Origin of the sequence: Klebsiella sp., assembly GCF_027492335.1 — a bacterium.
GTDB classification, from domain to species: Bacteria; Pseudomonadota; Gammaproteobacteria; order Enterobacterales; family Enterobacteriaceae; genus Klebsiella; species Klebsiella huaxiensis.
Map to the genome: position 1 here is coordinate 101,199 of NZ_JAPUEW010000041.1, position 12,985 is coordinate 114,183.

Consider the following 12,985-nt stretch of genomic DNA (forward strand, 5'->3'; position numbering starts at 1 on the left):
TTTTTCTAAAATCTCTATCAGGCGCAAATTTTGAAACAAAAAATATGGACAAAAAGGCAGGGATAGACAATGAACGCACCGCTTTTGCGTAGGTAAGAGAGAAGACACCTGCACGAAATCAGGCCCATGGTGCAGGTGAAGTTTACGGGCCTACATCGGAAGTGGTTAAGTATATACATTTGTATGACAAATTGAATAATGAGCAAAAAATTATTTGCTTTTATTTGTTATGGATTGTGTCTGCTTATTGATTGAAGGGGGGAGAAGAAGATTTTCAGTCCAAAAATAACAATAAAATATTTATTCTGGTGCCACAAAGGAAGGGTACAGCCAGGTCTCGATAGTGCTTACTAAAACCCAGATTTCATCGCTGAAAATAAACCAAACGGCAACGGATAAAATAATCAACAGCATAGCCAGCAGGAAAATTTCTGTTTTACTCATAACTTCAATAGCTGCCTGGAAGAGTGCGAGGAAGCCATGATAGTAACGAAAGCACAGTAGAAGATGCAAACGCCGTTACGCGAAACGGCGTTTATTCTGCGGGCTGAAAGCGATTAATCTGAGATATTAGTTCGTCAGCATCACGACCTGAGCTGCCATATCATCCAATAGTTGGAAGCGGCGACGGTATTCAGCGCGCTTCTTGCTGGCAATGTTCTCCAGCGTCTTTCTTTCCAGTTGAAGCGGCAAGCGCCAGCGCCAGGCTCCGTCGGCGACGCCCTCAATGGACTGCCAGAACTCATCATAGCTGGCGTGAAAGTGGCGTCCTTTGCTTAGGCGATAGCGCAGTGCACGGAATACGTGGCCGTTATCGCTCACGCCATATATGTCGTGAATATGACAACGTGCCGCCAGCAGCCAAATAAACTCCAGCAACAGGCGTTTGGGAAACAAGCCATAGCAGGCGCGAGTCGCGCGTTTGATCACCTCATGAGAGATATTGCTGCGCGGCCCTTGCAGACCGCCGATGGTTAGCTGCCATTGCTCCTGCTGCCGGGTGACGCTAAAGGTCGCGCTGGCAAGCACGTTATTATCGCTGTCACGTAACCATAGGGTCGTTTCGCCTTCACGCTCGGCTTTGCCCGCAGAGGAAGCGAAAAGCGTAAACAGGGCATCGTCTTTGCCTGTAAGCGCCAGCAGCGGGATCTCTTTTGCTGAAGTCATAGCGGCGGCAAGGCGCGATCCGGGCAGCGAGTCGATAAATTGATAATGGTTGATAATCGCCTGCGCACGCTGGCTGGCGTTCAAGCCGCGCGTCAGATACTGACGATGGACTTTACCCGGCAGCGTTACCTGCGCGGCCAGTAGCTGATTGAAATCCGCACGCGCTGAAAGGTTCTCCAGCATGTCGCGCGTTGGTGTATAAAATAGGGCCGTGCGCAGTAAAAACTTAAGCCGGTAATTGCGTTTTTGCCAAATTGGCGCAGGAGTGATTCGGCCCATCACCAGATCGGCAATAAGATTTGAACGTTGCTCAAGTACGCTGACTGAATGCAGGCTGTTATCCGTCACGATGAATACCTCGTTATTATCTGGCCTCTATTCTATGGATATATCGTAGAGAGCTTAATGCCCCCGCGGACTATATTTGGCTTTCGTTTAAAATTGATTGAGGTATAAATTCATGAACGCAACAGTGGCGGAATTTTCCTATAATTGTGTCAGGAGGACGATATTATGTATCAGCGTATTGAGGGTTCCGCCTGGCGTAATATCTGGCTAGTTGGCGACCTGCACGGCTGCTTTGCGCGGCTAATGGCAGCGCTTCGGGAGCGCAAATTTGACCCTTATCAGGATCTGCTCCTTTCGGTGGGCGACCTGATCGATCGTGGGCCGCAAAGCGCGGAGTGTCTGGATTTACTGCGCTGTCGGTGGTTTTACGCGGTGCGTGGAAATCATGAACAGATGGCGCTGGAGGTACTCGAGGGTAACGACATGATGTTGTGGGGGATGAACGGCGGCAACTGGTATACGCAAAGCTCAGTGAATCAGCGGCGACGCCTCGCGGAACTTATTGCCCGCTGCCGATACCTGCCGCTTATTATTGAACTCCACAGCGCAGAGCAGATACATGTGATTGCTCATGCTGATTATCCCGCCAGGGTCTATCGTTGGCAGCAGTCGGTGGATGAACATCAGGTGCTATGGAGTCGACAGCGCCTCACCGAACACTTTGCTGGCCATCATGGTGCTATCGATGGGGCGGATCATTTCTGGTTTGGCCATACGCCGCTCAAACGGTGTTATGACAGCGATAACCAGCACTATATTGATACCGGCGCGGTGTTTGGCGGGGAGCTAACGCTGGTGGCGCTACAGCTAACCCATTAAAAGTCGCTGTATTCGCGGGCAGGAAGCCAGAAGCTATCTATAAAATCTTCTACCGGAAAGCAGCCCCCATGGCGTATCCGCTGGTCGTCCATCGCTCTCGTGCACTGTCGCTCGTTATCGTAAATATCCACTACGATATCCTCGCAACCCCCATCCAGGTAACAAATAAATAGCACTAAGGCAAACATCCTGGCCTCATGTCTGGAAAAACATATTGATAAGTGTAGGAGATGTCAGGGGCGTGGGGGGGAATAAATAACCCGTCTCAGGCGACGGGTTCATTTGAGTCAGGCGAGGCGCATGACCCAGGCATCGGATTGGCGGTCGTAGTGCTTACGGTAGAGGACGGAATGTTCACCATCAAGAATGGCTGGCACGCTGGTGTCAGCATCCCACGCGTCAAGTTGCATACATAAATCCGGATCGGATTTACAGGGAATGCTTAACGTTCGCTCTCCCTGCTGTTCGCCGTGCAGCACGGCGTCGTCTATTTCAAACGCGCCAATACGTACATTGGTTTTACTCATAAATTCACCCCGTTTGTCTTCTGAGTTGTGGTACGACCAGTTAAGGCCGACATTTTTCAGCGTAGACAACAGGGCGTAAACCGCCAGTTAAAAAATGCTGTTTTTTTGCACTCCGTCACGACTTGCCGGCAAAAAGCTTTCCGTCACGCACCAGTTCGCGGGGATAGCTGTTTTTTAAACGCGATCCGATTTTTTTCACCAGACCTAACGGCGCGCCCTGGAAAGTGATGATGGCATCATCCTGTTGCGGGAGCGTTTCAGGATAAACATCGCGCCCGCGATACCACTCTTCCGCTTCGGCCGGGGTCAGTTCGAAAGGCTTGGCTGGCGCGGCCAGAGCAATAACCGCCTCGTGCTGCCAGCGGTACCCTTTGTTGTAGGTTTCAGCCAGACGAACTCCGATCCGGGAAAAGCGAACTTTACCGAATAAACCTTCGAGTGCCTGGGGAAACAGCCAGATCTCTTTATCACGCTGCCACAGGGTATGGCTTGTATCCCAGTGCAGGCCAACGGCGGTCGCGGCGGCAATGATGGCGGCGGATTCACGGGTTTTCAGCGGCATAAAGGGGAATTTGCCGACTTTATAACCCGGTGCCGGTAAAGACTCAATGGCCGCGGTTTTACGCAGCCGGGCGACGAAGAAGCCTTCGCAGTCAAAAATCTGTGGGAAGACGTGCAGGAATCCCTCTTCGGTTAACGCCTCACCGGCTTGCGGGAACAGCGAACCGAGTGGTAACACCTCTACTGCCTGCGGATAGCGCGCTAACAGCCCGTTGACGACCTCTTCGTTTTCCTGGCGATTCAGGGTGCAGGTGGAGTACACCAGCGTGCCGCCGGGGCGAAGGGCGTGGAAGGCGCTGTCGATAAGCTCACGTTGAGTGACGGCGATCTCCTGGTTACTTTCAGGCGACCAGTTTTTCAGCGCATCGGGGTCTTTACGCACCACCCCTTCGCCAGAGCAGGGGGCGTCGAGCAGGATAGCGTCAAAACACTCTGGTAGCGCGGCACCGAAGACTCGACCATCAAAATGGGTCAGGGCGACGTTGCTTATCCCGCAGCGGCTGATGTTGGCGTGCAGGACTTTGACCCGGCTGGCGGAGTATTCATTCGCCAGGATCCCCCCCTCGTTACCCATGCGAGCGGCGATTTGGGTGGTTTTTGAACCCGGTGCGGCGGCGACATCCATCACCCGCTGCGGCATCTCTCCGTCGGCAAACAGTGCGGCAACCGGCAGCATGGAGCTGGCTTCCTGGATATAAAACAGCCCGCTGAGATGTTCAGCAGTGCTGCCCAGCGGCAGGGCGTCTTCATCTTCACGCTCGATCCAAAAACCTTCCTCGCACCACGGAATAGGCGTCAGCTGCCAGCCGTAGGGGGCCACCAGCTGTAAAAAGTCAGCCACGGTGATTTTCAGCGTATTGACGCGGATACTTCGGCGCAGCGGACGTTGGCAGGCAGCGATAAAGTCATCGAAAGAGAGATGCATCGGCATGGCCGCACGCATTTGAGCGAGGAATTCTTCAGGGAGATAGACAGCGTTTTGAGCCACGGGGAGCGCACCACAACAAAAAAGGGTGCGCAGTTTACCATAAACGCTCCGGCGTCGGACACCGGAGCGTTTTTACGCTTAACGCGGCAGGGCAGTGCCCCATTCACGCCACTCTTTCGGTTCGCTTTCCAGCAGCAGGAAGTGTTTACCATCCTGCGCTTTCGGCGCCAGCGGCGTGCCCGGCGGCGTGGCGAAGGCGATACCGCCGCGAATGAACTGATTAAAGGTACCGGTTTTCACCAGACCGCCAATCAGACCAAAATCGAGGCTATAGCCGGAAGCTAGCCAGAACACGGAATTATTACGCACCAGATATTGATAACGCTTACTGATGCGCAGCTGCACCATCACGCGGTCTGACATTGAGCCGAGCATCAGACCCGTTACCGTACCCACTTCGAGTCCGCGGAACAGCACCGGCGTACCAATACCCAGTGAACCGGCCTCCGGTACTTCGACGATAATGCTCAAGCCATCGATATAACGAGAATCGCTAATCGTGGTTTCCTGAATTTCGAAATCACGACGCGGCGAGCCGCGGCCCGGTTCTACGTTGATGTAGGCCTGGAAGAGGGTATCCAGGTGTTCGACGCCGGCTGCGGAAATCTGCGGCGTGATCACCGAGAAACGCGTCCCGGCACGGGCGAACGTATTGACGTATTCCGGATACAGCACCGCTTTTGCCTGCACTTCGTTATTGGCGGTAATCAAATTCAGTGACTGAATCTGACCAATGTCGATACCCAGATAGCGAATTGGCATCCCTTCGGCCATTTTCCCCGCATCAAACGCATGTAGGGTTATCTGCCCGCCCACCGCGCGGGCGGTGGTTTCGGACGCATACAGCACGCGTTTGTTGTCGATACGTGCGCTGGCGCTGGCCCCGCTCAGGTTATCGAAGCTGATGGCGCCTTTCAGCGCCCGGGACAGCGGAGAGGCCTGGACCGTCAAACCGCTGCCGTTAAGCTGTACTTTCGCACCGCCTTCGGCCCAGAACACGCTGTTGCTGGTTAGCAAATGGCGATATTCCGGTTTGATGTGGATGTTGATCTCAAAGGCGTTTTTGCGTGGCTGAACGGTGATGATTTCACCCACCGCAAATTTACGATACAACACCACGGAACCGGCTTGTACGTCCGGCAGCGTCTCGGCGGAGAGGCTGAGCGTAGTGGTTGGCAAGTCGCTCATGCTGTTTTCCAGCGCCTTTTCCAGGTTAGCGTACAGTGGGTAGCGGCTTTGCATCGCCCCTTTTTCGCCTGGAATAATGCGGATCCCGCCGTTAACCCACTCGCTGGCGCTGGCCCCGAGAAACTGCACGCCGTCGAGGCCGACTTTGACATCGATACGACTATTGACCACGAATTTGCTATCACCATGAACCAGTGAACGGTACTCGGGCATGACCGCCACCTGGAAGGTGACGCCATCGGCATCCAGCTTGCGCTCCAGGACCTGGCCAATCTGGACGCCGTGCAGGATCAGCGGCTGTCCTGCATCGACACCGTAGCTTTCCGGTGCACTCAGCGTCACCGTGGCGACATCTGGTTCTTCGAGCAGCGATTTATCAGCAGGCAGCACCGCAAACTGGTTGCGCGGTTCGCCTTCTCCGGGCACCAGTTCAAAGGTTGTACCGGTCAGCAGGGTGCTGACGCTGGGGTTATCCAGAGAAATCCTGGGTTTCTTCATCTGGATCAGCGTTTTCTCGCGCAGCAGGCTGACGACGCTTGGGTCGACGGTCATCTCACCGGTCACTTTACCATCGGGATTAAGATTCAATTTGCTGAGCTGACCAACCTCCAGCCCCTGATACATCAGCGGTGTGGAGCCTGCTTTTAAACCAGCACCGTCGGGAAGATCCAGTTTAACTATCACGCCGCGCTGGCTGTGGGCCAGATCTTCATACAGATGATAATCGGTGTTTTGCTGAGCTTCGGGCGAGTTTTCCGGAGAGTCAAAGGCAATTGCACCGTTCACCAGCGCCGAGAGGCTATCGAGCTGGACTTTTGCTCCGCTTAAGCTGACGTCTGCTTTCATGCCGGAAACATTCCAGAAGCGGCTCTCTTTTTTGACCAGATTAGTGAATCGTCGCTCGATCAGTACATCGATAGTGACGCCCTGATTGTTCGGATTAAGCGCGAAGTCATAAACCCGGCCGACCGGAATCTTACGGAAATAGACCAATGAGCCGCTGGTTAACGAACCTAAATCCGCTGACTGGAGGTGAATCATCAGCTCACCATTATTAATGTGGTACTTCGGCTGAGTATCGAGGGCGACAAAGTGATCCTCTGGCTCGCCCTGGCCGGGCATCATGCCGATATAGTTACCACCAACCAGCGCATCAAGGCCGGAAACGCCGGCCAGAGAAGCCTTCGGCGTCACCAGCCAGAACTGCGTATCCTTGCGCAGCGCATCTTTCATATCGCCTTTGACGCTGGCTGAAACCTCGATCTTACTCAGGTCTTTGCTTAGCGAGATATTTTCTACGGTGCCGACTTCTACCCCTTGATAGCGGATAGGCGTGCGCCCCGGCACGATACCATTGGCCGACTGGAAATCGATGGTAATCGTCGTACCGCGATCCTGATAGCTGGTCCAAATCAGCCAGCTGGCAATCATCAGCGCAATGACCGGCAGCAGCCAGAATGGCGAGATGCGGCGTTTGGTTTTAATTTTGGCCTCAGTCGGCGAAGCGGGCGTTTCCTGACTCATGTGCGTCCCAAAGTAAGCGGCTGTCCAGCCATTCAACAGCAAGGATAGTTAATATTACCGCGGCACCAAAATAGACCGCGGCGGGCCCCATCGTAAACGCGAGGAGCTGATCGCGGTTGATCAGCGACATGGTTAATGCGATGACAAAAAGATCCAACATAGACCAGCGACCAATCCAGGTAATCAGCCGCAGTAACAGGATGCGGGTACGTAGCCCCTGTTCACACTTGAATTGTATGCTGACCAGTAGCGTAAATAACACAATAACTTTGGTGAATGGAACCAGAATACTGGCGATGAAAACCACCCCGGCAATGGCAACGTTGCTGTTGGCCAGCGACATAATGCCAGAAAGGATGGTGTCATCCTGACGCGCGCCGTTGACGTAAATAATTGATATTGGCAACAGATTCGCGGGAATCAAAAAAATCATCGACGCAATCAGCGCCGCCCAGCTTTTTTGCAAACTTTGACGACGTCGGTGGCGCAGGGGAGTATGGCAGCGGCGGCAGCGCCCGCGTGAATCTCGGTGTCCGGTATAGTGGCAGCCCAGGCAAACCTGTAAATTGTTATCCGGTCTCAGCGCCGGGCGCTCGGGATAAAAACGCTCCCATAACTCCTCAACATTCAAATGGATAAGCGTCAGGATGCTGAGCAGGGTAAGCGCGATAAACGCAATCAACCCAATGCCGGGTTGCAGGAACGCATAATCCTGCACTTTGATAGAGGCGACGCCGATGCCGACCAGGTAAATATCCAGCATCACCCACTCTTTGAGCCGCTCCAGCATCAGAAGAACCGGCCGCAGATTCATCCCCAGCACGTTGCCGAGCCACAGATAGGCGATAGATATCACCAGCAGGGTCGGCGCGCCAACGGCGCAAAATAACACCATTGCCGCGGTCAACGGATCGCCCTGACCGGTCATTTGCCAGATACCCTGGAGGACGTTCGCGTCGATACGCACGCCCAACAGGTGCAAACGAAGAAGTGGTTCAGTCCAGGCAAAAGGCATCAGTAGCAGCATGGTAATAGCCATACTCCCCAGTCGGGTAAGAGACCAATCGCGACCATCGCGCACTTTAGCGTTGCAGCGAGGGCACCAGGCACTTTGGCTCTTTTTGAGGACCGGTAAGCGGAATAGCAGGTCGCACTGCGGGCAGCGTTGATAGTGGACGTGCGCAATAGGGGCGCTGACCGAATGTACGATCATTTTTTTCGCTGGCGTAATCCGGGGTGTTTTTAGTGGCATTGATAGCGTACGGAAATGAATGTATCTCTCTATCTTAACCCAGGAATGAATTCATCTTGAGCATGAATGCATTTAAAGCTTATTTTAGTAGGCTGTAAGTGTAAGGTAGTAAGACAACCAAGTGATTATAAAATGAACAAACAAGAATTCTACGCGGATCTGAACCGCGATTTTCAGGCGTTAATGGCAGGCGAAACCAGTTTTCTGGCCATGATCTCTAATACCAGCGCGTTGCTATTTGAGCGCCTGGCTGAAGTGAATTGGGCTGGCTTCTATTTGCTGGAAGGCGATACGCTGGTCCTTGGCCCGTTCCAGGGCAAGCTGGCCTGCGTGCGTATTCCGGTTGGACGTGGCGTATGTGGTACTGCTGTTGCAGAGACTCGCCTACAGCGAGTGGAAGATGTCCACGCGTTTGACGGACACATTGCCTGTGATGCCGCCAGCAATTCGGAAATCGTCTTTCCATTGCGGGTGAACAATCAGGTTATCGGCGTTCTGGACATCGACAGTACGGCATATTCTCGCTTCACTATTGAAGATGAGAAAGGGTTGACTGAGCTGGTCGTGCATTTGGAAAAACTCATTGCTGCGACTGATTATCAAAAAATATTCACCCGCGTCGCAGGATAATCAACGGATAACGTAGCATTTAGCGATGACGTCATTATAATGACGCCTGTTCATGCCTGCGGCTTGTTGGCTACGTCCGTTGTAATCAGGAAATTTCATGGAAAATCAACCTAAGTTGAATAGCAGTAAAGAAGTAATCGCGTTTCTGGCCGAACGTTTCCCTCAGTGTTTTAGCGCTGAAGGCGAAGCGCGCCCCCTGAAAATTGGTATTTTTCAGGATCTTGTTGAGCGTGTTGGTGGAGAGATGAATCTCAGCAAAACCCAACTTCGAGCCGCTCTACGTCTTTATACTTCGAGCTGGCGTTATCTGTATGGCGTTAAGCCTGGCGCTATCCGCGTTGACCTCGACGGTAACCCGTGCGGTGAACTGGAAGAACAGCACGTCACTCATGCCCGCCAGCAGCTTGAAGAAGCAAAAGCGCGCGTTCAGGTACAGCGTGCAGCCCAGCAAGCGAAGAAACGCGAAGCCGCTGCCGCAGCGGGTCAGCCGGAAGGGGAGGTTCGTCGCGAGCGTAAGCCGCGTCCTCAGGTGCGTCGTAAAGAAGGCACTGAGCAGCGTAAACCGCGTCCGGCAGCAGTTGCCAAAGCGCCGCGTGAAGAGCGTCATACCCCTGTTTCGGATGTGTCTGTACTGAGCGTTGGCCAGGCACTGAAGGTGAAAGCGGGCAATAATGCAATGGACGCCACCGTCCTGGAAATCACCAAAGATGGCGTTCGTGTACAGCTGACTTCTGGTATGTCAATGATTGTACGCGCAGAACACCTGGTGTTCTGAAACGGAGGCCGGGCCAGGCATGAACAAATTCTTTAAGCTCACCGCGCTTGCGGGCCTGCTAGCAATAGCTGGCCAGGCCTTTGCTGTGGACGATATTACCCGGATTGATCAAATCCCCGTGCTGAAAGAAGAGCCGCAGCACGCAACGGTGAGCGAGCGAGTGACATCGCGCTTTACCCGCTCTCATTATCGTCAGTTTGATCTCGACAACGCCTTTTCGGCAAAAATTTTCGACCGCTATCTGAATCTGCTGGACTATAGCCACAACGTGCTACTGGCCAGCGATGTGGCGCAGTTTGCTAGTAAAAAGAATCAAATTGGCGATGAGCTACGCAGTGGGAAACTGGACGTTTTTTACGACCTGTATAACCTGGCGCAGAAACGTCGTTTCGAACGCTATCAATATGCGTTGAAAGTGCTTGATCGTCCGATGGACTTTACCGGCAATGACAACTTCAACCTTGATCGCAGCAAATCCCCCTGGCCGAAAGATGAGGCCGAGTTGAACGCGCTGTGGGATGCCAAGGTGAAATTTGACCAGCTCAGCCTGAAGCTGACGGGTAAAGATGACAAAGAGATCCGCGAGACATTAACGCGTCGCTACAAATTTGCGATTCGTCGTCTGGCACAAACTAACAGCGAAGACGTTTTCTCGCTGGCGATGACCTCTTTTGCGCGCGAGATCGACCCGCATACCAACTACCTCTCCCCGCGAAATACCGAACAGTTTAATACCGAAATGAGTCTGTCTCTGGAAGGTATTGGCGCGGTACTGCAGATGGATGACGACTATACGGTGATTAATTCACTGGTCGCGGGTGGTCCTGCGGCGAAGAGCAAAGCCATCAGCGTCGGCGACCGCATTGTTGGCGTTGGTCAACCGGGTAAAGGCATGGTCGATGTGATTGGCTGGCGTCTTGATGATGTGGTGGCGCTGATTAAAGGGCCGAAGGGCAGTAAAGTTCGCCTGGAAGTTCTACCTGCTGGCAAAGGTGCGAAAACGCGCATTGTTACTCTGACTCGCGAGCGTATTCGTCTTGAAGACCGCGCGGTTAAAATGTCAGTGAAAACCGTCGGCAAAGAAAAAATCGGCGTGCTGGATATTCCTGGCTTCTATGTTGGCCTGACGGATGACGTTAAGGTACAGCTGCAGAAACTGGAAAAACAGAACGTCAGCAGCATTATTATCGACCTGCGCACTAACGGTGGCGGGGCGTTAACCGAAGCTGTTTCGCTTTCTGGCCTGTTTATCCCATCCGGCCCGGTTGTTCAGGTACGTGATAACAACGGCAAAGTACGTGAAGACAGCGATACCGATGGCGTGGTGTATTACAAAGGCCCGCTGGTAGTGCTGGTCGATCGTTTCAGTGCCTCGGCGTCTGAAATTTTCGCTGCCGCCATGCAGGATTACGGTCGTGCACTGATTGTTGGTGAACCGACCTTCGGTAAAGGCACCGTCCAGCAGTATCGTTCGCTGAACCGCATTTACGATCAGATGCTGCGTCCGGACTGGCCAGCGCTGGGTTCCGTGCAGTACACCATCCAGAAGTTCTATCGTATTAACGGCGGTAGTACTCAGCGTAAAGGTGTCACGCCGGAAATCATGATGCCGACCGGTACCGAAGAGCGTGAAACCGGCGAGCAGTATGAAGATAACGCGCTGCCGTGGGATAGCGTTAACGCCGCGACCTTCGTGAAATATGGTGATTTGACGCCATTCGAAGCGGAAATTCTGAAACGTCACGATGAGCGTATCGTTAAAGATCCCGAATTCCAGTACATCATGAAGGATATTGCCCGTTACAACGCGATGAAAGACAAACGCAACATCGTTTCCCTGAACTACGCACAGCGTGAGAAAGAGAACGAGGAAGATGATGCGATTCGCCTGTCTCGTGTGAACGATCGCCTGAAACGCGAAGGCAAACCGCTGCTGAAGAAACTGGAAGATCTGCCGAAGGATTACCAGGAGCCGGACCCGTATCTTGATGAAACGGTTCATATCGCGCTCGACCTGGCCCATCTGGAAAAAGACAGGCCAGCGGTAGAACCGCCAGCTAGCAAATAAGCACCCAACGGGCACAAGTTATTGTGCCCGTTTTCATTTCTGCCGCCCGCCAGCTTTTTTTGCCTGAATCCAACAAAATGTCAACGTTTTTACTGGGCGTCAGCAAGGTGCTACAAAATGTAAAGTTGTGTTTTTTTCGTGACTTAGCGGGGCATGATGGTTGAAAATTGGCGTTCTACCCACACCATGTGGGTAATCGCATAGTGCGTTTTGTTAAGTCGAGGTTAAAAGAAAATTATGATGCGAATCGCGCTTTTCCTGCTGACCAACCTGGCAGTGATGGTGGTATTCGGGCTCGTGCTAAGCCTGACGGGAATTCAGTCAAGCAGTATGACCGGGCTGCTGATCATGGCGCTGTTGTTTGGTTTTGGTGGTTCTATCATTTCGCTGTTGATGTCGAAATGGATGGCGCTGAAATCAGTGGGTGGGGAAGTCATTGAGCAACCGCGTAATGAGACGGAACGCTGGCTAGTCAACACCGTCGCACAGCAGGCGCGCCAGGCCGGTATTGGAATGCCGCAGGTGGCAATCTACCATGCGCCGGATATTAACGCTTTTGCAACGGGGGCTCGTCGTGATGCTTCGCTGGTTGCTGTCAGCACCGGGCTACTGCAAAACATGAGCCGTGATGAAGCAGAAGCGGTTATTGCCCACGAGATCAGCCACATCGCCAACGGTGATATGGTCACCATGACGCTGATTCAGGGGGTTGTGAACACCTTCGTCATTTTCATCTCTCGTGTTATCGCACAAATTGCAGCCGGTTTCCTCGGCGGCAACCGCGATGAGGGAGATAACAGCAACGGCAACCCATTGATCTACTTTGCCGTCGCAACCGTACTGGAGCTGGTATTTGGTATTCTGGCCAGCATCATTACCATGTGGTTCTCCCGTTATCGTGAGTTCCATGCGGATGCCGGTTCGGCAAAACTGGTTGGGCGTGAGAAAATGATTGCTGCCCTGCAACGTTTGAAAACCAGCTATGAGCCGCAGGAAGCCAGCAGCATGATGGCTTTCTGTATCAACGGCAAAGCAAAATCCATGAGCGAGCTGTTTATGACGCACCCGCCGCTGGATAAACGTATTGAAGCCCTGCGTAGTGGGGAATATCTGAAGTAATTATCTGCTTTCGGTAATA

Annotated in this window: 11 protein-coding genes and 1 pseudogene; 5 read left to right on the forward strand and 7 right to left on the reverse strand. The window is 53.0% G+C overall.

Features of this window, described 5'->3' with window-relative positions; all coding sequences use genetic code 11:
- Positions 1 to 300: 300 nt before the first annotated feature.
- Together QVF11_RS11300 and QVF11_RS11305 are read right to left on the reverse strand one after the other, a co-directional pair.
- Complete coding sequence (locus QVF11_RS11300) at positions 301 to 444, reverse strand: Ecr family regulatory small membrane protein (protein WP_287856969.1); 144 nt, start codon at positions 442 to 444, stop codon at positions 301 to 303.
- A 126-nt stretch (positions 445 to 570) separates the two neighbouring features.
- Complete coding sequence (locus tag QVF11_RS11305) at positions 571 to 1,515, reverse strand: VirK/YbjX family protein (protein ID WP_112213299.1); 945 nt, start codon at positions 1,513 to 1,515, stop codon at positions 571 to 573.
- Positions 1,516 to 1,680: 165 nt separating this feature from the next.
- Between QVF11_RS11305 and pphA the strand changes: the two genes are divergently transcribed.
- Complete coding sequence (pphA, locus tag QVF11_RS11310; protein ID WP_287856970.1) at positions 1,681 to 2,334, forward strand: protein-serine/threonine phosphatase; 654 nt, start codon at positions 1,681 to 1,683, stop codon at positions 2,332 to 2,334.
- Here pphA and QVF11_RS11315 read toward each other — a convergent pair.
- The 5 genes from QVF11_RS11315 to yebS form a co-directional block, all read right to left on the reverse strand.
- Positions 2,331 to 2,522: a YdfD/YebW family protein gene (locus QVF11_RS11315; RefSeq protein WP_110274283.1), complete on the reverse strand. Its 192-nt coding sequence runs from the start codon at positions 2,520 to 2,522 to the stop codon at positions 2,331 to 2,333. The two genes, pphA and QVF11_RS11315, sit on opposite strands and share 4 nt — an antisense overlap.
- Positions 2,523 to 2,621: 99 nt before the next feature.
- A complete protein-coding gene (locus QVF11_RS11320; RefSeq protein WP_110274282.1) occupies positions 2,622 to 2,861 on the reverse strand; it encodes a YebV family protein in 240 nt (79 codons plus the stop codon).
- A gap of 115 nt (positions 2,862 to 2,976) precedes the next feature.
- Entirely contained in the window at positions 2,977 to 4,410 is a 1,434-nt protein-coding gene (gene rsmF / locus QVF11_RS11325) for a 16S rRNA (cytosine(1407)-C(5))-methyltransferase RsmF (RefSeq protein ID WP_287856973.1), read from the reverse strand.
- Positions 4,411 to 4,488: 78 nt separating this feature from the next.
- A complete protein-coding gene (locus tag QVF11_RS11330; protein WP_287856975.1) occupies positions 4,489 to 7,122 on the reverse strand; it encodes a PqiB family protein in 2,634 nt (877 codons plus the stop codon).
- Positions 7,091 to 8,374: a membrane integrity lipid transport subunit YebS gene (yebS, locus tag QVF11_RS11335; RefSeq protein ID WP_112213303.1), complete on the reverse strand. Its 1,284-nt coding sequence runs from the start codon at positions 8,372 to 8,374 to the stop codon at positions 7,091 to 7,093. Before yebS ends, QVF11_RS11330 begins: the two co-directional genes overlap by 32 nt.
- Before the next feature lie 132 nt (positions 8,375 to 8,506).
- Here yebS and QVF11_RS11340 point away from each other — a divergent pair.
- The 4 genes and pseudogenes from QVF11_RS11340 (at position 8,507) to htpX (ending at position 12,966) form a co-directional block, all read left to right on the forward strand.
- Positions 8,507 to 9,020, forward strand: a pseudogene (locus QVF11_RS11340) (GAF domain-containing protein).
- Between the two features lie 81 nt (positions 9,021 to 9,101).
- Positions 9,102 to 9,779 (forward strand): RNA chaperone ProQ, encoded by a 678-nt coding sequence (gene proQ, locus QVF11_RS11345; RefSeq protein WP_110274277.1) that lies wholly within the window; start codon positions 9,102 to 9,104, stop codon positions 9,777 to 9,779.
- A 19-nt stretch (positions 9,780 to 9,798) separates the two neighbouring features.
- The gene (gene prc / locus QVF11_RS11350) at positions 9,799 to 11,847 is read left to right on the forward strand and encodes a carboxy terminal-processing peptidase (RefSeq protein ID WP_112213305.1); all 2,049 of its coding nucleotides are present in this window, start codon (positions 9,799 to 9,801) and stop codon (positions 11,845 to 11,847) included.
- 237 nt (positions 11,848 to 12,084) lie between these two features.
- Entirely contained in the window at positions 12,085 to 12,966 is an 882-nt protein-coding gene (htpX, locus tag QVF11_RS11355; protein ID WP_287856977.1) for a protease HtpX, read from the forward strand.
- Positions 12,967 to 12,985 lie beyond the last annotated feature (19 nt).

Bases quoted from the DNA above. Each gene is read 5' to 3' on its own strand.
- htpX (WP_287856977.1), top strand. From the start codon at position 12,085: ATGATGCGAATCGCGCTTTTCCTGCTGACCAACCTGGCAGTGATGGTG.
- yebS (WP_112213303.1), bottom strand. From the start codon at position 8,374: ATGCCACTAAAAACACCCCGGATTACGCCAGCGAAAAAAATGATCGTA.
- proQ (WP_110274277.1), top strand. From the start codon at position 9,102: ATGGAAAATCAACCTAAGTTGAATAGCAGTAAAGAAGTAATCGCGTTT.
- pphA (WP_287856970.1), top strand. From the start codon at position 1,681: ATGTATCAGCGTATTGAGGGTTCCGCCTGGCGTAATATCTGGCTAGTT.
- QVF11_RS11320 (WP_110274282.1), bottom strand. From the start codon at position 2,861: ATGAGTAAAACCAATGTACGTATTGGCGCGTTTGAAATAGACGACGCC.
- QVF11_RS11315 (WP_110274283.1), bottom strand. From the start codon at position 2,522: ATGTTTGCCTTAGTGCTATTTATTTGTTACCTGGATGGGGGTTGCGAG.
- QVF11_RS11330 (WP_287856975.1), bottom strand. From the start codon at position 7,122: ATGAGTCAGGAAACGCCCGCTTCGCCGACTGAGGCCAAAATTAAAACC.
- prc (WP_112213305.1), top strand. From the start codon at position 9,799: ATGAACAAATTCTTTAAGCTCACCGCGCTTGCGGGCCTGCTAGCAATA.
- QVF11_RS11300 (WP_287856969.1), bottom strand. From the start codon at position 444: ATGAGTAAAACAGAAATTTTCCTGCTGGCTATGCTGTTGATTATTTTA.